This is a genomic window from Psychrobacter immobilis, from assembly GCF_904846235.1.
Taxonomy (GTDB): Bacteria; Pseudomonadota; Gammaproteobacteria; order Pseudomonadales; family Moraxellaceae; genus Psychrobacter; species Psychrobacter immobilis_C.
Genome location: NZ_CAJGZN010000027.1, coordinates 1 through 17,846 on the forward strand (window position 1 = coordinate 1; position 17,846 = coordinate 17,846).

Here is a 17,846-nt window from a genome sequence, read left to right on the forward strand (position 1 = left end):
ATGTCATCAAAGCTATTCATGCTACCAGCCATTTGCTCGGCCAGTTTTTTAATGTCAGATTGGTTAGTCATTGCTTATTCTCCTGTTAGTGGATTATAAGCAGTTACACAAAGTTTGGGAAAGGCTCATTAAGCTTAGTAAAGACGCTATATCAAAAGTCTAAAACCCGCAATTGCCCTACTTAAGCAACGGTATAAATTTAATTTCAGGGTTTTATCTTAACGCTTTCTTAACGATACCAATCTTATAATGATACCTAAGTGCTAACCAGTGCCCTCCTACACTGGGATCATTACAACAAGAATTATATCGGTGATTGCACTTTTTATTTTATTCCCAAAGCTTGCCATACCCTCTAACTTTAATGACTATTAAGCAATCAACATGAGTACTCGCAAACCTACTATTCTCGATAATGAAGCCGCAGATTTTGATTATAAACTTAAAGAAACAACTGGCTCTCTACTGGTAGCTGATAGCTTTGCGAGTGAAGTTAAAGGTAAAAAGGGGCTGTCTCGTATTTTAAAAGCGACGGGCTACTCGATAGATGGTTTTAAAGCGGCTTATAAATATGAAGCGGCCTTTAGGCAAGTTATTTGGCTTAACTTTTTACTACTTATCGTTTTAATATTTATGCCTTTTGCTATCTATATAAAAATGCTGCTGTTAATAGTTTCGTTTCTATCGCTTATCGTCGAGCTATTCAATACAGGTATCGAAGCCTGCGTTGACCATACTTCTACAGAACAACATCCGCTCGCTAAAATAGCTAAAGATGTCGGTTCTGCTGCCCAGTTTTTGGCGTTATTGCTATTGTTTGTTTTATGGCTGATGGCATTATTTAACGTCTTATAGCGAATAGCACTTGAGGTTTTGCAAATTAATATATTGAAAGGTATTTCAATGGCATTGGAAAATAACTCATCTGATTGGATGTGGCTTAAGCTGCTTTGCTTAACGATCATTACAGCGTTAATCTTTGAACATAGCCAGTTTGATATTCACATCAGCGAGCTTTTTTATACTAATGGGCAATGGCTTATACAAAAGGGCGCACAGCCTTATGCTTTCATCTTTTATGATGCTCCTAAAGCATTATTGATTTTGCTAGCCCTCTACTTAATCACTGTGTTAATTATTAAATACAGACAGCCTTCGAATAATGTTTCTATCATCAAGAATAGAAGTATCAATCAATTTATGGTTCCCTTTTCAGTACGTGAAATAAGCTACCTACTGATTATTCTTATCGTCGTACCTTCTACTGTTGCCCTATTAAAGAGTGTCACTCATGTCAGTTGCCCCAATCATTTAACGCTGTTTGGTGGGGACTTACCTTATCTGAATATTTGGCAAAACATAACCGCTAAAACCGATTCCAAATGCTTCCCAGCCGCCCATGCCAGTGCAGGGTTCTCTTTATATGGCCTGGCTTTTTTACCTAGTCTACACAAATATCGCTATAGGATATTTACAGTAGTGACTGTTTTAGGCTGGACGATGGGGCTGTATAAAATGAGTTTTGGCGATCACTTTTTTAGCCATACGCTGGTATCAATGCTGCTGTCACTGACAACAACTTGTACATTTGCCAGCTTCTTATTCAAAAAAGCAACCATTTATGAAGGCAGAAACATTGAGTCTAATACTTTGATAAGTTGATAACTACATTTATTATTAACACCTATAATCACACGTCATAATACTTAAGCTATGCATAAAATATTAGATGGTTCTATTTAGGGTATACCCATAAGGAACCAATTAGGTACTTTCACTGATTCGGTTCCCTAGTGAGGACTTGAACCTTTGGCTGTAGATTAAGGGTATCAACACTTTAACTTCCTGAAATAGTTCGCAGTGTACTTGACAGTGTTCTTTTTGGTCAGTTACGTAAAATGCGGGATACTCTCGAGGTCTGCGTACGAATTTATGAAGAATCTAGTCATCATCACTTTCATGAGTTCTAAAAAAGTCTGACATACGAATGCCTAGCACATTGCATATCATCTCCAACTTCTCAATAGTTGGACTGCACTCATCTCTTTCTATCTGCCCATAGTACTTATCATTTATCTCAGCCGAATACGCTAGTTCAGACTGCGTAAAGTTGTTGCGATTTCTATAAATTCTTAACGTTTTTCCAATTTTCATATAAATACCGTATATATGCGGTTTGCAATTTCTCATTAAAATATAGAATAGGCAATGTTGTCAATTGAAAAGAATGACATTCAGTTGGTGCATAAGGTGATTTATATGAAAGCTAAATATTGAAAAATGAGGATTAAAATTATGGATACTACCCCCTTAAATGAGCAAGAACCTACTAAGTATGAGTTTGCTGCTAAATCGTTCAGAACTTTACCAAACCCATTTGGTGAATATAGTGAAAGTTCAAGGAACCCTGTAGTCTATGAGTGTTATGTAGAAATTCAGGACCTTCCAAGCAACTTCCCTATGGAAACTAATCCAAGAGAGCAAAGCTTAACTACCCAAGTAGCAAAGAGTATAAAAGAGAGCTTAGAAACAGACTTGGGTAACTTCCAAATAAAGAATAGAGGTATTGTTGTTTCTGCTGAGAGCGTAGCTTTCAACACTAGAAACTCAACCATAACTATCAACATGACAGACACTGATGTTCATGGGAACATTGATGGTGGTCACACATATCGTATTATCTTAGACAATAGAAGTGATATTGTTGATCCTCGCTATGTTCGACTTGAGATTATTATCGGAGCTGAAGAATTTTTTCAGGATTTGGCAAAAGCTAGAAATACTTCTGTCCAAGTAAAAGACAATTCTATTGCAGAGCTTGAAAAAAAATTCGAACTAATAAAAGAGCCTTTAAAAGATGTCCAAGGCATAGATCTGAACGATCATATTGCTTTTAAAGAAAATGAAGCTAATAAACGCATATCAGTTGAGAATATTATTTCGATTTTATATAACTTCAACATCGATGATTTTTCTGATGCTGAACGTCAGCCTGTATCTACTTATAGTCAAAAAAGCTACTGTCTCAAACAGTACGTCAAATATCATAATGAAATGGGAGAGTCTGAAGACTCAAAAAAATCTAACCCGTTTTATAAAATGAAGAAAATTATTCCTGAAATCCTCACTTTATACGATCATATAGAACTTACTCTTAACGAAAAGTATAGAGAGTCGGACGGGAAAGGACGTTATGGAGCATTGAAAGGCGTTCAATCAAAGAAAGAGGGTAGCCATGCAACCTTTAAAACAGAGGTCTTAGACAAAGACCTTGAATTTAAAAGCCCGCGCTCCTTTGTCTTGCCAATATTGTCCTCCTTCAGAGCATTAGTTGCTAAAGATGAAAACGGATTGTATAAGTTTGAGGCCAACCCATTTGAATACTATGACCATCTTGGCGCTCAGATGATAAAGAACACTGTAGAGCGCTCAAGAACATTGGGGAATAACCCCAACGCATTAGGTAAAGATACAGGACATTGGCGAGATTTATATAACTTGGTAGATTTAGAATACAAAAAACATCTCATTAATAGGCTTATGGAAGAGTCTAAGAGCAATAACCTCCAGTAATATCGCTACATTAACCTTGATACTCTTAATCGAACGCCTCCGGAACCGTGAGGCGTTTTTTCAGACGATTAACGTACCCCTGCCTTCAAACCATATTTGCCCTAGATGTTAATATCCTCTCTTATCTAGTTGAAGGTCCTGGAGACACAATGCCAAGTTTATCAAGTCTGATAGGTTTAACACTCTAACACCACTCTAATCCTATTTTTCTATGTTTGGTATTACTTATTCTCTGGTAGGTCAAACATACCAAGTAGGTACGGAGCAGAGTCTCCTCCTGCGAACGTTGCATATCCAGCAGTATCTCCAGTTACTACACCACAGAAATCTACCTGTGAGCTAGGCAAAATATCACCAGAAGACCGTACTGCTATTACGTTTACATAGCCACGATATGCAGCATACATAAATGCATTGGTTATTGGAGGGTTTACAGTACGATCAACTTTAATCTCATGTATTGTTCCCGTAAAACAAAAGCGTTTACCCGTTTCAGCAAAAATATCTTTCTTTATCATTTCATAGCTAGTTTCAGGGATGCTATTCAGCCCATCCCAAGTCATACCAACTACTCCATCCCAAATGATCAAATAACTCAGCAACTCGGAAATATCACCATCGTTTGGTAGTGAGTTTACTGGCATTTTGTTGTTATAGAGAGCAATAGCGGAAGCTAATGTAGGAGCCTTCTGTTTTAACTCCTGTATTTGATTTTTACTTAGAATTTCTTCAGCTGTTGTTTTCGGCTCAGTTACCATTATTGACTCAGCGGGTATTGCTACGCTGGACTCAGTAGAAGTACTGTTTAGATCATCTTCCACTGTATTGTCGCTTGAGCATGCAAACAGAAAAAGTGTGGTAGCAACTACAATTAGATGTTTATACAAAACAATATTTCTCTTAGTTAAAAAGATTATTTACCTATTTTATATCATATTTAAGAAGTAAGAAGGCTATCGACTAACTGATCACTATCTTGAGAAGTCGTAATCTGTTTCATTTTCATCTAAATCACCTTCCGATATACTCGGAGCGGCTCAATATAGATATAGTACGACTATACCTTAGCGGAACCAGCTATCTCACCCTTCAAACATATTAACAGACTACTTAAAGCAGACTGTTAGCATGGAACCATCTATAACAGACTTTTGAATTATAAGACTGGCTGCTGTGCTTTTTTCCTATCATTAGCCTATACCTAAAACATAAAACTTCTAAACGATAACTTAGCTATCATTAGACTTGTTTCTAAAATTAAATGATAGTAATATCTTGCTATTATCAATGAACATTAATTATTAAGTCTAAGTAATAGAGGTCGCGTTATGACCGTTCGTATTTATGTGAGAGCCAGCACTAAGGATCAAGACGCTAAGAGAGCCTTGTCTGACTTGATTACCTTTAGCCAAAGCTATAACGTTAAACATGTTGAGTACGTTGAGCATTTCAGTGGTACAAAGCTCGATAGGCCAGTATTAGCTAAGCTATTAAAAGACGCTGATCAAGGCGATATTCTGCTGGTTGAAAGCGTGGACAGATTAAGCAGGCTATCTCAAGATGATTTTGCAATTCTAAAGCAGCGCATCAAAGACAAGGGCTTGCGATTGGTGGTGGCTGATCTACCAACTACGCATACGGTAAGTAAAGGCATGACAGGTGAGATCCTAACAGTGATTAACCATATGCTGATCGACTTATTAGCAACGATGGCAAAGCTTGATAACGACAAGCGTAGAGAGCGTATCAAGCAGGGATTGGCTAACAGTGGCTATAAGCCCTCCGGTAAGAAGCCTAATACAACGAAACACAATCGTATTAGAGAATTAGACAGTCAAGGCAATATGACAAAAGAGGAGATCGCTAAGGCGGTTGGTGTTGGGGTAGCTACGGTTTATCGGGTGTTAAAGCAGGGCTAGACGACACTATGTCGGAGGGTCTCCAAACCCGGTACGGTTCACCTAGCAAACATTCGTTATTTTTTGGCCTTAACTAAACTTTGTGCGTAATGGTATTTTCTGGCTGACTTCTACTTTGAACGCATGTTACCGCGCACTCAAGGTCATGCTGAAGAATGGTCAATCCTTCAAAAACCATGACGTCATTGGCCGCTGAACACTTTAGCTTTGACTACTAATTAATAGTGTCAAAACGATAAAAAGAGCGCCGATGCACTCTTTTTATTCCTAGTCCGACCTTACAATTCAACTTCCCCCAGCAACTTAGCTGTCGCTCCAATTTTCTGGCCTCATCCTTAGACTTTGGCAAAAGCGTCCCCTACAGTTAAAAAGAGTTCACTACGCTCACTGATAGTTTCTTTAGAGTAAGTGCATTAAAAATTCCGTCATGTCTCTGTCTTTCTACAACTTAAATTTAAGTAAGAAAATCGCGCTAATATTTAAAAAACTCTTTAACAAAAAAAATAATATAAATATTTAAATACATCAGCAAAACAAATATTATCAACATTCACATATCAATAAAGGGAATAAAAATGTCAAAAAATTATAAGCTCAGCCACTATATCTTTCCGCTCATGCTGGGCTTTTTATCAATGAATGCTATAGCGGCAATTAATGTCTATGGTCCAGGTGGACCAGCACCAGCGATGCACGAAGCAGCGAAACAATTTAAAAATAAAACAGGGATTGATGTCCATGTAACCGCGGGCCCTACTTCACAATGGAGCGACAAAGCCAAGCTTGATGCCGACGTCATCTATAGTGGTTCGGAAGCCATGATGTCTGATTTCGAAAGCTTATTTGCCGACAAAATCGTAAAGGACTCGATTGAGCCTATTTACCTACGCCCTGCTGCCATTTTAGTCAGAAAAGGCAATCCCAAACATATTCAAGGATTTAAAGATCTAAGCAGGCCAAACACTAAAGTTTTGGTCACCCATGGCGCAGGCCAAGTCGGCATGTGGGAAGATATTGCAGGTAGAACGGGCAACATTCAGCTCACAAAATCCTTCCGTAAAAATATCGCCATGTATGCACCCAATACAGGCACAGCGAAAAAAGCATGGGAAACTGACAGCAGCTATGATGCATGGTTGGTGTTTAATATTTGGGGAGTCAGTAATCCAGACATTGGGCAAATTATCCCGATCGAACCTGAACTGGTGATTTACCGTGATGCAGGTGTTGCACTAACTCAACACAGTCTAAAAAATCCTGAAGCAAAAAGTTTTATTACGTTTTTAAGCTCTGCACAAGGCCATGCGATTTTTAAACAGTTTGGTTGGAACAAATGAGTGCTTAATTTTAATCTTTGATCCACATTCAAGATCAGTTTCCAAGCTTAAAAAATCGAACTTTTAACAAGCAAATTGGACATAAAAAAGAGCGCCACGGCGCTCTTGATTGAAGAAAATATAACTACTGAACCTCGGCCAAAAGCGTTTGTGCTGCCATTTTACCCAAGGTATTCGATGCCAAAGGACTATCTCCTGTAATTAACTTACGGTCTTGAATACACTGTCTCGACATCTCTTTATTAACCACTTCCACACCCAACTTTTCTAAGCGATCTGCCAGCAACCATAGTCAACATGAAAAAAACGAAAATCTCATGCAAGCCTTTGAAGCGATCCAAGCCAAATACGGCAAATCTAAAATTGCATTGAGTGGTTGTTATTTGCCAAATCGTGCTTGGAGTATGAGCTGAGATCGTTTGACGCAGAATTATTTTAGTTGGGATGGGTTACTTCGGGTGTAGCACCGCCCAGTTCAACATCAGTAAATTCATAAAGTTAGCAACACAATCCAAGAAATAAGAAATTTATCTCTGCACACGACAAAAAAACAAAAAAGTCTGTTAAAGCAAAGGCATAATAGTAATTTTTAAGACGAATAGACCATGCCAAACTTTAACAGACTTAGTGAGACTTTAACCCAAAACCTGAGCATGAACAAGGCAAGAATCAATTGTTTGAGCCTAATGATAATAGCCCTGATTACTGCTCAAAGCAGTAATCTTAAAAAAACAGCAAGACACCTTCCTAAGGGTGGCAAGACCGACAGTCACTATCGCAGACTACAGCGATTTTTTGCCGAAGCGAGGATAGACTACGATCAACTGGCTTTAATGATATATCGACTATTTGGGCTAGGCGAAGTCACCTTAACCATTGACCGCACCAACTGGAAATGGGGTAAAAGTAACCTCAACATCTTTATGTTAGGGGTGGTATATAAAGGGATAGCCATCCCCTTATACTGGCAAATGCTAGATAAGCGAGGTAATACAAACCATCTTGAACGCTGTGAACTTATTGAGCGGTTTATCAAACAATTTGGCAAAGATAACCTTGAGATGATAGTAGCGGACAGAGAGTTTGTTGGCGAAAAATGGTTTAACTGGCTCACCAATAATCACATACCCTTTGCCATACGGATTAAGAAGAACAGTAAAGTTAAGAATCATCATGGCAAGTTGGTACAGATTAAAGAGTTATTGCGCCATGTTAGCCATCAAGAAACATATCGACATGGGCGAATACTGACTGTCGATGGTTGTTTGGTTCGAGTATTTGCCAAGCGTGATAAAGACTATGGTTTAGTGATTGTGGCCACCAATCAACTAGAAACAGTGGATGCGATGACAAGCTATGCTAAGCGTTGGGAGATTGAGACTTTATTTGCTTGTCTAAAGGGCCGTGGCTTTAATCTTGAAGATACCCACTTAACCCATCTTGATCGGGTCAGTAAATTAGTCGCAGTGAACGCCTTAGCATTTTGTTGGGCTTATCATGTCGGTATTTATAAAGACAAAGATAAGCCGTTAAAGCGCAAGTTAAAGTCAAACGCTCGACCTCAAGCCAGTTTGTTTGCGCTTGGCCTGGATGTGTTGATTGAGGGCCTTCACTTGGTGTTCTTTAACAATGATAAGACTGTATTTCGACAGTTAGTTAGCTTTTTAACCCCTAAACCTATGAAAATCGGGTGGGGATGATTTTTTTGTCGTGTGCAGAGAAACAAGTTTTTCAAAAATAAGACCTTCTTTTTGCTTTTGTTCGTGAGTAATGGTATAGAGTGTTTTATATGTAGCACCTACAGACATTCCCATTAAGATAATGCCCATCTGTCGCCCTGATGTATATAAATTTCCTACACCACTGGCAGTACCCTGTAAATTATTTGGATCTAAAAAAATAAACAGTCCTGCCCAGAAAAAAATTATGCCAACAACTATCACAGTAATTTTATCGTCAGTGTTTTCATTCCAATGTATGTTGTGACCCTTGACTTTCTTAAAAAGAAAAGTTGATATACATACTGTTAATGTCAAGAAAAATGGTATCCAAAACAAGTTCATTCAATACAATACCTAAATTAATAAAAAAGCATCTCAACTCGCTGAGATGCTCTAAAAAGAGTAAGCTAAATTAACTACTACTCCTGCCAAATGATTGGCACTTCATCAGAACGCTCTATAGAAGTTGAGCGGCTTAGGCTCATCATAGTATGACTAGCTACATTATTAGTAGAGATATTTGGAATAAATAGCGTCCACGATTTACTTGTGCCTGCATTCAAATCACTTCCAGACTTACTATCCCCTGTTAAATTTTGGGGCACAACTGCATCACCATAAATATCAATATAGTAAGTACCTATCGCATCTGGAGCAGAGATACCTTGTAGTCTAATATAATTGGCTGTACCACGTTTCATGTTGCCAATTCTAAAAGGACCTACTTGGCGAGCGGGAGCATTCATGGCATGAATCAATGCGCCGTTCACATAGAGGGCAAAGGTATCATCGTTTGCCGAACCATTATCACCAAAGCGAATGTAAACATCATTTTTAAGAACTTCAAGATAAGCTGTATTGCTCTTTTTTAGTCCTGTTTGATCTTTATCAACAGTGACATAAATATCGCCAGAAACTGCCTGTTCAGGTACGGTTAGACACATCTTATATTCAGTAGCTATAGAAGGCGTTAATTCAAACTCACTGAGTGTCACATTGGCATGTCTACCATCAGCTGATACATTTAAGTTCGTGTCGATAGTGAACCGCCCTGAGATTGTCGGAGACTCAACATCCTGAGAGAATACGACAATAAAAAAATAAAACTACGCCCTTTGATCTTTATTTAAAGGCATCACAACGCCATATAAAAATCGATTTAATGCAGTAAGGCTTGATAATAACCATTATATTGCATTCATAATTGCTTTTCTGCAAAATGGTATGAGTATATGAGTATATGAGTATATGAGTATATGAGTATATGAGTATATGAGTAAAATTTGTTTCTTTCGACAATATAAGGCGGCAAACGTGCCAAGAAATTTAAACTAAGATCAATATGTCAGCTTTCATATGTACGTTTTAAAAAGATACATGAAGACATATCAAATTATCCCTTTGCTTCTTACTAATATATGTACATATATAAGTACAGATATAGTATATACTAGTATAACATTCAACCTATAATGATAGGTCATATAACCAACATAATTAAACGTGGAGTAATTATTATGGACGTTGTGAACTACACTGATTTTAGAAAGAGCTTAGCAAAGTATATCGATAAGGTAGACACTGATAAAGGCCCGATATTAATTACAAGACAAAATGCTAAACCGACGGTATTAATGAGTTTAGAAGAGTTTAACTCGTATGAGGAAACACTACATCTTTTAAGCAGCCCTACCAATGCCAAGCGTCTCAGACGCTCTATTGCTGATGCTAAAGCTGGTCGCTTGATTGAACGTGAGATTGATGCCAAAGATATGCCACTCACTTTTGATGATGAGGTAGACGCTTGATACTATCTTGGACGGAAGACGCGTGGGAGGACTATGAGTACTGGCAAAGAACCAGTAAAGAGAAAGTCAAACAGATCGGTAAGCTGATTAAAGCCATCAAACGTGACCCATTTAAGGGTATTGGCAAACCTGAACCACTCAAACATGACCTTGCAGGCTACTGGTCTCGTCGAATTGATCAAGAGCATCGGCTGGTTTATGAAATTCAAGATGATGCGATCATTATCGTCCAGTGCCGTTATCATTACTAAGCAAAGGTATAACAGCTCAAAAAGTGCCTGATTTATAATTAGGCACTTTTTCATAGTAATAGGTAGTTAGTTAATGTCCAGAAACGTTCTTTAATTCTTGAGACATCTCAGCAATCAACTGACGCGAGTACTTAGCCACGATTTGTATTTCAGAATAGCTATGGTCAACCTTTAAGAGACTTGCGATGATTTGACGCTTCTTAGTAACGGGTCTACGGCTTCTATGTTTATTTTCTGCTTTAGCCTAAGTAATTTAAAAATGCCCTAGATATTAAAAACCTAATCTATATGACAAACAAAAAAATGCCTCTGGGAGTTGACTCCCAGAGGCATTTAGTTTTAAATATAGCTAACGGTTACAGCGTGTTGACGCACACTGTAACGAACAAATAAGCACCTGAACTGCGTTATTTGAACAGCATTAAATGCCCGTGTAGGTGCATTTTATCCAAAATATGCTTTCATATCAACCTTATTCACTATACATTTTAAAAACTGCTTGTTCGCTCGTTACCTCCTTGTGCTGCTCTCTCTGTAATTGTTACCCGTCAAATGGGTGGCAGGCCTCGGCGACGACTGCGTTTGACAGAAGGGTAAAGCTCTCGACAGGGGGTTCTAGACATATTGAGCAACGCAATGAGTGGTTACTCGTGCATATCGTAGCGGTATATTGGGTTTAGGCCCTTGCTAGCGTATGACAGCACAGTAGCGGTTAAGAGCGTGTCTAGGCGGTGCTATCAGCCGTAATCTTAACAACCGTAGCTTGATACAGTGATACGGTCTTGATGACGCGATGGGCGATGAAGTCGGCATGACTAATCACATCAAATCCAAGGAATGCACTAAAGCGTTTGTGAGTGTTTTTATTATACTCATAACTGCTTTAGGGTGAGTGTTCCTTGAAATCTGCTCAAGGCTCCAAAATCAGCATAAATTCACTTAGGCTAACTTAAGTAGTATATAGCCCACTAGGCTATATACTATAAGAGTCCAGAGAAAAATTTAGAATAGTTAATATACAACAATCACTTATTCAGTGAGTCGATATTGTCATGGTTGATTCATAAGCTTAGTGTGAATAGAACGGGATTGACTTATTTATTGTTAATTGTCTCTCGCATCTTTTCAATCTCTGCAGTCAATGAGCTACTCTTTTCCTGTTCTGATTGATAGTTAATTGAAAGCTCATCATACTGCTCACTCAATGCAGTGTGCTCAGTACTAAGCAAAGTTCTCTCATGATTTAACGTGTCGTGTTGCTTAATCAGTAGCTGATGATCTGCTTCAATCTTAGCTTGATTTTGAGTAAGCTGCTCATTAATCCCTGATAACTTATCACGTTCAGCGATTATGGCCTTTAACTCTCCTTTCACTTCTGCTGTAAGATTCGTTATCTCGTTGCGCTCAATAACGACTGTCTTTAGCTCATCCTTAGTTGCTGTCAGTTCTGTTTGCAGACGCGCGATCTCTGCTTTATCGCTATTAGCAGTGGCTTCAAGCGTGGCCACCTTCGATATGTTGGCACTCAGCTCTTTTGATTGCTGATCAAAACTGCTACGCAGGTCACCAAGTTGGGCCTGAGCTGCCACTGTTTTAGCTCGTTCAAGTTCTAGCTGGTGCTGAGTATCGCTGAGTGTCTGTGTCAGCACATCCCGTTCAGCAGTCACTTGAGCCGCGGTGATAGCCGTTGCCTCTGCAGTTGCTGTGACCTCATCGAGCTGTTCTAACAAATCAGCCTGCTCACTCTCTAGGGTCTTAACCGCTTCTTGAGCCTCATCTGTCTCAGCTTGTGCCTTGGCCTTAATACCATCTAGAGCCTCCCGTTCTTTAACCAGACGATCATTGGCAATATCAATGGCCGTCTGCCACATATCTGCACCAAGCGTTTGTAAGCGTTCAGCAATGCTACTTGGTAGCTCAACCTGTCTTAGCTGCTCTTCTTGTTGGTTATCCTGACGCCAAAACTTCATGGCTTCACTGATGGTCGTGAATGATCCACCACCCAGCGCCTTACGCACTTCGGCTAAAGTAGGTTTGATACCTTGTTCGTGCAGTTGATCAGCAATAGCATGAATTTGCTGTGTAGTAATGGCCATAAATTATTGTCCTTAATTTTGTATGAGTAAATATGTAGCGTTTGTAGTATGTTGTATATAGTATAATACAATATACAATTTACTACAATATAAGGCTTAAAAAAACCTCAAGTAATCTTGAGGTCACAATCATTAGATTAGGGCTAACGATCAGTTAAGTACTCTTCTAGCGCATTACTATCATTTATTAATGATTAGCGCCTGTTTGCTTGGTTTTATCCTTAAATTTGGCAATAATACTGGCCTCAGTAAAGAACGCTTATGGTTTAATACTGCCACGGCTAACACCTGACCAGTCGGTGACTTCTGGAATGTCTGATAGATCAATGTCGTCATCATTAAGCGTTGCTAAATGCTCTAAATCTACTTGTTGCTTGGCCGTTAGTGGTGGTAGCTCGTCTATTTGATAGCTAACTTTGTTCACACTGGCTCCCTTTAATTTTTTTGACACGTCTAGCTGAGATAGATAATGCGTATAACCTCACCATTATCTATTTCTGTTTGCGTATGGGCTACCAATAGGACGGCGGTACCGTCTACTGTACCCAGCGCTTGCCACTGCTTTTCATCATTTTCATACCTGTCTTGCTGACGCAGGCATAAAAGGTCTAGAAAAACTCGGGCGGCTGCCTCAAATAATAAACGGTGCTTACGCTGATTGGTGTTTTTTTGTTCATCCCATTCAAATCTAATGCTTATCTGTTCTCTCTGTCAGTATGCTCTTTATAGATTAGCAATTCATCTTGACTGACAGCTGATACTTTCTGGTATTCAAAAGATAGCGGTACTTGATTGGTTTGCGCCACTTGGGTCAAGAACAATTTAATCGCTTGAGACGGCGTTAGACCATAGCTTTCAAACACGGCAAAAGCATTTTCTTTTAGCTCTTGATCGAGCCTGATATTATAATTAGTTGTCGTCATGGCATTACAAATGGCTTATCTGTGTACATATAATATAAACCATTTGTATAGACAGTACCAGATTAATCACTCTTTTTTCTTTGCTATGATTTTTGCTTAGGGAACGTATAACCTACCGCCAGCAAATGCTTTTTATGGGTCTTTAAAAAAGCTTCATCTCTTAATTGAGTGTGTAACCAGCTGATCACTTCTTGGGTACTTTTTCCTGAAGGCGCATAGCTACCAAATGGGGCATAGTTAGCCAATAGAGGCGCAAAACGGTCGATCTGTTTGACGGTTAAGGATGGTATATCTCTATTCTCATTATTCTGATTTAAGTCCTCCAGACTTTTTTTCTTGGTGGGCTTAGCTTTGACATTAAATTTTAGTCCTGTGACGGTACGACCACGTTTAACGTTTTCATAGGTGATTTTAATATCTGACTTTTCTGTTATTTCTTCAACGCTTGGGTTGATGACTCGACTTTTTAGGTTGTTAATACGTTCGTAAGATTTAGAAAGAGCTAGCTCCTCTCTAATTTCTTCAAGTGACATTGTCCACGAGCTCATTGCCTCATGTTTTTTGGCCAGATGGTATATATCTATTGAATATTCACCCTTCAGTTTAAGTACATCTTCTTTTTTATATTTAGTGAATGGATTATTTTCATCAAAAACCTTCAACATCAGTAGCACTTCATCTGTAAAACATAGAGACACATAGCCATCTTCATATATTGATCTGATGACCCACTGTACATTGACACGGCTACCGCGTTCATTTCTATAGCTAAAAAATCGCCTCATCATCGTTTCACTAGCATCTTTTAATTGAGTATAAGCAGAATCCACTTGAATGTTGCAAGCCTCTGCAAATGCTTTCGCGGTTATCTCTATAGTGTCTTTTTCAGTGGCATCTATCAAACGCACTACTGAACTAGCAAGCAACAGCAACCGTTTTTCATCAAGTGTCATTTCATAAAACGCTTGTAGAATACGATTTTGCATAACAACCCAATTTGCAGGGTATTTCTTCTCATATAAACCAACTTGGTTAGTCATATCTACGCCTTAATGCTCAAATCTATCTAATTGTAGCATAATACCTGCTGATTGTAGCTTTTAACCTAGCTGATTGTAGCATTAACCTAGCTGATTGTAGCATTAACCTAGCTGATTGTAGCTTTATAGATCTTGAAGCCCTTAATTGGTAAGGTCTGAGAGCGTCCTAAAAGTCTTTAAAAGTCTTTAAAAGTAAAAAATATGTTTTTATATTAAATAATAGGAAAAAAGCTCAAGAACTGACGGATTTGAGATGATAATATGAGCGACCAATCACTTATAAAACTTATCAGTAGCTCAGAATGCAATTGTCCATTTACTTGATGTTAATCCTCGTTCACATAGTTCGGATCAAGCTTGGATCTTTGAAAATCTTCAAAAGCATGGTCAAAGATATTTTGAATATCTTCGTCTGTCATTCTGGACAACCCTGTTTTCACATTCTCAATATCAGTCTCATTTTTTGTAGATAGTTTGTCTTCATTTTCAGTAGCCATTATCGACACATCTGTAAACACTTATCAAACCGTTGCTAAAAAGCCTAGAAACCACTCTTATATACGTTTTACGCTCTGTCCGATACGATGGTAGCTAAAGCTATTCTAAAACGCTTAAAACAGCCGATAACCGTCTCCTAACCTTTCGCTAATTAGTAGACGATCCAGCTGTACCTTCAATTAGGCGATTTCGAGTAGCTACTGTGATGATGAATAAATATCAAGCAATGAACCGTGGTCACTGTCCTGACTGTTTTTAGGTGGTGTAAAGCTGCTTGGTACCACCTCAGCTTTACTTTGTATTTTATTGGCAATTGCTTTCAAAAATTCACGGTGCTTTTTCAAACGAGCATATTTTTCATTATCGTGTGCGTCTAAAAAAATAGCTTGCAGTTCATGATTATCATCATCGTCTAATGCGTTGGCCAACCACTCCCCCAATATTTTATGTGCTTCAAGCCTGTCCTGATCAATCTCTTTTTTAAGAGCCTGTAATTGCTTAATCTTATTTGCGAATAAATCATCTGATATTACTGACATTACCTCATCCTTTTTTTAGCCAACTATGATAGAGTTGATCCTAGCAGTACATACATAGGTATGCAAGGTAGTAAAATACACAAGACCACATCTTTTCGTGGGCGCAGTAGTATTTTAACCCTCTGTTAAGAGCGAACTTAGGAGTTTATGTAAAAAAGACCCACAAGGGGTACTGTTTTTTTACATAAACTCCGTCGTTCGGCAGGGGGCGAACCCCCTACAACCCCCAAAAAATCATCTCTCAATATTGGGTTTTTTTGCTATGAATAATAAAGGATTTCATCTATCGGTTAGCGCTGTTAGTAAGGCGAAAAATCATAGCGTGGTGGCAAAGTCGGCTTATAATTCTGGCTCAAAACTGGTTGATGAACAGTCAGGAGTCGTCCACGATTACACCAGTAAAGCTAAAGACAAAATCTTAAATTTAGTGGACAGTGATGGTACTAAATACACGCAAGTTGTTGAGAAAAATGTGGTGCATACGGCGTTGTTAACGCCAACTATTGCTGGGGATCTAGCAGTGACACGTGAGGGTTTCTGGAATGATATTGAACGTATTGAGACTCGTAAAAACGCGCAATTGGGTACTGAGATTGATGTGATGTTTCCTGATGGGATCACCGCGGATCAGCGTATAGTTCTGGTCGAGCGCTACGCTCAAACCTTATCTGATCGCTATAACGTGCTTGTCGATGTGGCCATTCATCGGCCCCACAGTCACGAGAAACATGTGGGGGAGGTTGAAGTGGTTGAGCTGACCAGTCGTAACTTTCATGCCCATATTTTACTCTCAAGCCGTGAGATAGTAGCGGATGTTGAGGGTTATGCTTTATCAGCACGCAAGAATTGGTTGCAGTGGTCAACGGAGGAGCGGTTATCTAAGGGGTTAAACGGACGCGGCGATGAGCTTAAATATCAACGCACCCTTTGGGCGGATATGGCCAATGAGCTACTGCCTAAGAATAAAACCATTAGTGAGAAATCCTACCGTGAGCTGGGCATCAATCGTTTACCAAAAATGAAACTGGGTAAATCACTATATAAGGATATTCTCAAAGGCAATCGTTCAGTGATTCACGAGTACAACGAGACGATTGATGAGATCAATGCTTACATTGAAAAAAATGGTTTAGTAATTGAGTACGACGACAAGGGACGTATTGACCTAGAAAGCAATGAACAAGAGGTTAACGGCGTCACAATACATTATAAAAAGCGTAAACCCTTTGCGCGAATTGAGCTCAGTAATATCCGATTTGTAGATCCTGCCGTTGAACTTGAACCCGCTATCCCTAAAAGTAACAGTCAGACGCATAGTGATGCGGCCAATGATCACGCACTTGATGAGCTTTTAGCAATCTCAGCCGACTTTGTGAGTCAAAAAAAGATGGTACGCAGCGCCTTATTTTCAACCATTGATGCGCTGCATGAAGAGTTAGCGCACCAGTCTAAACAGATTATTACTATTGATAAAAACATTAAGAGTACCCAGCGGTTCACCGAGGAGGTGGGACAGGATTACAGCACGTCCCGCCAAAAAATGATTGAGCTTGCCAGGCAGATAAGCACAAAAGAGCAAAGTGAGGCACTAAAGACGGCTTTAGTGTTGGTTGAGGAGTTTAGACAAGATGATACCCTACAAACAGGCCGCGCCGTTACAAGTCTTGAGAAGCAACTGTCACAGATTGATAAAATAGTGCTGAATAATAAAGCGATGCTAGAAAAGCTGATCCCGCTTAATAATGAAGTCATTGCTGACTACAAAGGGTTGAAGGCCACGCTAAAACCCTTTGCCGCAAAGCTGAATAAACTGGCGACTGGCTTTAAAGCTCTTGATGAGATTGATATTGAAAAATCCGACTTATCCTTACAGTGGGATCAAGCGTTTGCGGATCTACAAGAGATAGATATCACCAATAACATGGATACTTATCATAAGTTTGCTGCATTTGCAGATCTGGACGTTGAGCGCTTTAAGTACCTTGAAAAAGAACGTGAGGCGCTCAGTACGTTATGTAGTGGCATAATTAAATTGGACAACTGCTAAGAGGCTATACTAACCCAAAGAAGGAAAATAGTATGACCAACAAACGCAACCAATATACCCGAGAATTTAAATTAGAAGCGATTAGCTTAGTCAC

General features: G+C 39.0%; 21 protein-coding genes and 2 pseudogenes. 11 read left to right on the plus strand and 12 right to left on the minus strand.

Features of this window, described 5'->3' with window-relative positions:
• Positions 1-384: 384 nt before the first annotated feature.
• Together JMX07_RS12720 and JMX07_RS12725 are read left to right on the plus strand one after the other, a co-directional pair.
• Positions 385-855 (plus strand): diacylglycerol kinase, encoded by a 471-nt coding sequence (locus JMX07_RS12720; RefSeq protein WP_025645042.1) that lies wholly within the window; start codon positions 385-387, stop codon positions 853-855.
• Positions 856-903: 48 nt separating this feature from the next.
• Entirely contained in the window at positions 904-1,662 is a 759-nt protein-coding gene (locus JMX07_RS12725; protein ID WP_037058916.1) for a PAP2 family lipid A phosphatase, read from the plus strand.
• Positions 1,663-1,941: 279 nt separating this feature from the next.
• Here JMX07_RS12725 and JMX07_RS13760 read toward each other — a convergent pair whose 3' ends face one another.
• Positions 1,942-2,190 carry a helix-turn-helix domain-containing protein gene (locus JMX07_RS13760; RefSeq protein ID WP_413786690.1) on the minus strand — a complete coding sequence of 83 codons (249 nt, stop codon included), beginning with the start codon at positions 2,188-2,190 and terminating at the stop codon, positions 1,942-1,944.
• A 105-nt stretch (positions 2,191-2,295) separates the two neighbouring features.
• Between JMX07_RS13760 and JMX07_RS12735 the strand changes: the two genes are divergently transcribed.
• Positions 2,296-3,573, plus strand: a complete 1,278-nt coding sequence (locus JMX07_RS12735; RefSeq protein WP_201608300.1) for an AIPR family protein — start codon at positions 2,296-2,298, stop codon at positions 3,571-3,573.
• Between the two features lie 221 nt (positions 3,574-3,794).
• Here the strand turns inward: JMX07_RS12735 and JMX07_RS12740 are convergent, their stop codons facing one another.
• On the minus strand, positions 3,795-4,394 hold the full coding sequence (locus tag JMX07_RS12740) for a hypothetical protein (RefSeq protein WP_201608302.1): 600 nt from the start codon (positions 4,392-4,394) through the stop codon (positions 3,795-3,797).
• Between the two features lie 507 nt (positions 4,395-4,901).
• Between JMX07_RS12740 and JMX07_RS12745 the strand changes: the two genes are divergently transcribed.
• The 3 genes and pseudogenes from JMX07_RS12745 (at position 4,902) to JMX07_RS12750 (ending at position 6,829) form a co-directional block, all read left to right on the plus strand.
• A complete protein-coding gene (locus JMX07_RS12745) occupies positions 4,902-5,492 on the plus strand; it encodes a recombinase family protein (RefSeq protein ID WP_058368781.1) in 591 nt (196 codons plus the stop codon).
• Positions 5,493-5,591: 99 nt separating this feature from the next.
• Positions 5,592-5,710, plus strand: a pseudogene (locus JMX07_RS13635) (acyl-CoA dehydrogenase); the annotation flags it as partial.
• A 357-nt stretch (positions 5,711-6,067) separates the two neighbouring features.
• Positions 6,068-6,829 (plus strand): substrate-binding domain-containing protein, encoded by a 762-nt coding sequence (locus tag JMX07_RS12750; RefSeq protein ID WP_058368377.1) that lies wholly within the window; start codon positions 6,068-6,070, stop codon positions 6,827-6,829.
• Between the two features lie 124 nt (positions 6,830-6,953).
• Here JMX07_RS12750 and JMX07_RS12755 read toward each other — a convergent pair.
• Positions 6,954-7,118: pseudogene (locus JMX07_RS12755) on the minus strand (protein deglycase HchA); the annotation flags it as partial.
• Positions 7,119-7,146: 28 nt separating this feature from the next.
• On the opposite strand from JMX07_RS12755, the gene JMX07_RS13720 reads away from it, so the two are divergent.
• Both JMX07_RS13720 and JMX07_RS12760 read left to right on the plus strand, forming a co-directional pair.
• Positions 7,147-7,242, plus strand: a complete 96-nt coding sequence (locus JMX07_RS13720; protein WP_145990099.1) for a DUF4113 domain-containing protein — start codon at positions 7,147-7,149, stop codon at positions 7,240-7,242.
• Between the two features lie 192 nt (positions 7,243-7,434).
• Positions 7,435-8,529, plus strand: coding sequence for an IS4 family transposase (locus JMX07_RS12760; RefSeq protein WP_071001282.1), 1,095 nt, complete (start codon positions 7,435-7,437; stop codon positions 8,527-8,529).
• Here JMX07_RS12760 and JMX07_RS12765 read toward each other — a convergent pair.
• Positions 8,494-8,892: a hypothetical protein gene (locus JMX07_RS12765; protein ID WP_201608304.1), complete on the minus strand. Its 399-nt coding sequence runs from the start codon at positions 8,890-8,892 to the stop codon at positions 8,494-8,496. The genes JMX07_RS12760 and JMX07_RS12765 overlap by 36 nt on opposite strands.
• Positions 8,893-8,969: 77 nt before the next feature.
• A complete protein-coding gene (locus JMX07_RS12770; protein WP_201608307.1) occupies positions 8,970-9,494 on the minus strand; it encodes a hypothetical protein in 525 nt (174 codons plus the stop codon).
• A gap of 573 nt (positions 9,495-10,067) precedes the next feature.
• On the opposite strand from JMX07_RS12770, the gene JMX07_RS12775 reads away from it, so the two are divergent.
• Both JMX07_RS12775 and JMX07_RS12780 read left to right on the plus strand, forming a co-directional pair.
• Positions 10,068-10,358: a type II toxin-antitoxin system Phd/YefM family antitoxin gene (locus JMX07_RS12775; protein WP_087813576.1), complete on the plus strand. Its 291-nt coding sequence runs from the start codon at positions 10,068-10,070 to the stop codon at positions 10,356-10,358.
• A complete protein-coding gene (locus tag JMX07_RS12780; RefSeq protein WP_087813577.1) occupies positions 10,355-10,609 on the plus strand; it encodes a Txe/YoeB family addiction module toxin in 255 nt (84 codons plus the stop codon). The genes JMX07_RS12775 and JMX07_RS12780 overlap by 4 nt, the downstream gene beginning before the upstream one ends.
• A gap of 1,094 nt (positions 10,610-11,703) precedes the next feature.
• Here JMX07_RS12780 and JMX07_RS12785 read toward each other — a convergent pair.
• The 7 genes from JMX07_RS12785 to JMX07_RS12815 all read right to left on the minus strand — a co-directional run bounded on the left by JMX07_RS12785 (position 11,704) and on the right by JMX07_RS12815 (position 15,705).
• Positions 11,704-12,705: a DNA-binding protein gene (locus JMX07_RS12785; protein ID WP_173240331.1), complete on the minus strand. Its 1,002-nt coding sequence runs from the start codon at positions 12,703-12,705 to the stop codon at positions 11,704-11,706.
• A 259-nt stretch (positions 12,706-12,964) separates the two neighbouring features.
• A complete protein-coding gene (locus tag JMX07_RS12790) occupies positions 12,965-13,129 on the minus strand; it encodes a hypothetical protein (RefSeq protein ID WP_156410068.1) in 165 nt (54 codons plus the stop codon).
• A gap of 29 nt (positions 13,130-13,158) precedes the next feature.
• Complete coding sequence (locus JMX07_RS12795) at positions 13,159-13,404, minus strand: BrnT family toxin (protein WP_082637987.1); 246 nt, start codon at positions 13,402-13,404, stop codon at positions 13,159-13,161.
• On the minus strand, positions 13,401-13,628 hold the full coding sequence (locus tag JMX07_RS12800; protein ID WP_058368521.1) for a type II toxin-antitoxin system RelB/DinJ family antitoxin: 228 nt from the start codon (positions 13,626-13,628) through the stop codon (positions 13,401-13,403). Before JMX07_RS12800 ends, JMX07_RS12795 begins: the two co-directional genes overlap by 4 nt.
• Before the next feature lie 83 nt (positions 13,629-13,711).
• On the minus strand, positions 13,712-14,668 hold the full coding sequence (locus tag JMX07_RS12805; protein WP_058368520.1) for a replication initiation protein: 957 nt from the start codon (positions 14,666-14,668) through the stop codon (positions 13,712-13,714).
• Positions 14,669-14,994: 326 nt separating this feature from the next.
• A complete protein-coding gene (locus JMX07_RS12810) occupies positions 14,995-15,165 on the minus strand; it encodes a hypothetical protein (RefSeq protein WP_156410067.1) in 171 nt (56 codons plus the stop codon).
• Between the two features lie 198 nt (positions 15,166-15,363).
• Positions 15,364-15,705 carry a hypothetical protein gene (locus JMX07_RS12815; protein ID WP_025652650.1) on the minus strand — a complete coding sequence of 114 codons (342 nt, stop codon included), beginning with the start codon at positions 15,703-15,705 and terminating at the stop codon, positions 15,364-15,366.
• Between the two features lie 262 nt (positions 15,706-15,967).
• On the opposite strand from JMX07_RS12815, the gene JMX07_RS12820 reads away from it, so the two are divergent.
• Positions 15,968-17,752, plus strand: a complete 1,785-nt coding sequence (locus JMX07_RS12820; protein ID WP_201608309.1) for a MobA/MobL family protein — start codon at positions 15,968-15,970, stop codon at positions 17,750-17,752.
• Positions 17,753-17,846: the final 94 nt, after the last annotated feature.

What these genes read in the sequence shown, in the direction of transcription:
- JMX07_RS12760 (WP_071001282.1), top strand. Translation starts at nt 7,435, where the DNA reads ATGCCAAACTTTAACAGACTTAGTGAGACTTTAACCCAAAACCTGAGC.
- JMX07_RS13760 (WP_413786690.1), bottom strand. Translation starts at nt 2,190, where the DNA reads ATGAGAAATTGCAAACCGCATATATACGGTATTTATATGAAAATTGGA.
- JMX07_RS12765 (WP_201608304.1), bottom strand. Translation starts at nt 8,892, where the DNA reads ATGAACTTGTTTTGGATACCATTTTTCTTGACATTAACAGTATGTATA.
- JMX07_RS12775 (WP_087813576.1), top strand. Translation starts at nt 10,068, where the DNA reads ATGGACGTTGTGAACTACACTGATTTTAGAAAGAGCTTAGCAAAGTAT.
- JMX07_RS13720 (WP_145990099.1), top strand. Translation starts at nt 7,147, where the DNA reads ATGCAAGCCTTTGAAGCGATCCAAGCCAAATACGGCAAATCTAAAATT.
- JMX07_RS12770 (WP_201608307.1), bottom strand. Translation starts at nt 9,494, where the DNA reads ATGTGTCTAACCGTACCTGAACAGGCAGTTTCTGGCGATATTTATGTC.
- JMX07_RS12805 (WP_058368520.1), bottom strand. Translation starts at nt 14,668, where the DNA reads ATGACTAACCAAGTTGGTTTATATGAGAAGAAATACCCTGCAAATTGG.
- JMX07_RS12725 (WP_037058916.1), top strand. Translation starts at nt 904, where the DNA reads ATGGCATTGGAAAATAACTCATCTGATTGGATGTGGCTTAAGCTGCTT.
- JMX07_RS12800 (WP_058368521.1), bottom strand. Translation starts at nt 13,628, where the DNA reads ATGACGACAACTAATTATAATATCAGGCTCGATCAAGAGCTAAAAGAA.
- JMX07_RS12810 (WP_156410067.1), bottom strand. Translation starts at nt 15,165, where the DNA reads ATGGCTACTGAAAATGAAGACAAACTATCTACAAAAAATGAGACTGAT.
- JMX07_RS12750 (WP_058368377.1), top strand. Translation starts at nt 6,068, where the DNA reads ATGTCAAAAAATTATAAGCTCAGCCACTATATCTTTCCGCTCATGCTG.
- JMX07_RS12745 (WP_058368781.1), top strand. Translation starts at nt 4,902, where the DNA reads ATGACCGTTCGTATTTATGTGAGAGCCAGCACTAAGGATCAAGACGCT.
- JMX07_RS12815 (WP_025652650.1), bottom strand. Translation starts at nt 15,705, where the DNA reads ATGTCAGTAATATCAGATGATTTATTCGCAAATAAGATTAAGCAATTA.
- JMX07_RS12720 (WP_025645042.1), top strand. Translation starts at nt 385, where the DNA reads ATGAGTACTCGCAAACCTACTATTCTCGATAATGAAGCCGCAGATTTT.
- JMX07_RS12785 (WP_173240331.1), bottom strand. Translation starts at nt 12,705, where the DNA reads ATGGCCATTACTACACAGCAAATTCATGCTATTGCTGATCAACTGCAC.
- JMX07_RS12735 (WP_201608300.1), top strand. Translation starts at nt 2,296, where the DNA reads ATGGATACTACCCCCTTAAATGAGCAAGAACCTACTAAGTATGAGTTT.
- JMX07_RS12820 (WP_201608309.1), top strand. Translation starts at nt 15,968, where the DNA reads ATGAATAATAAAGGATTTCATCTATCGGTTAGCGCTGTTAGTAAGGCG.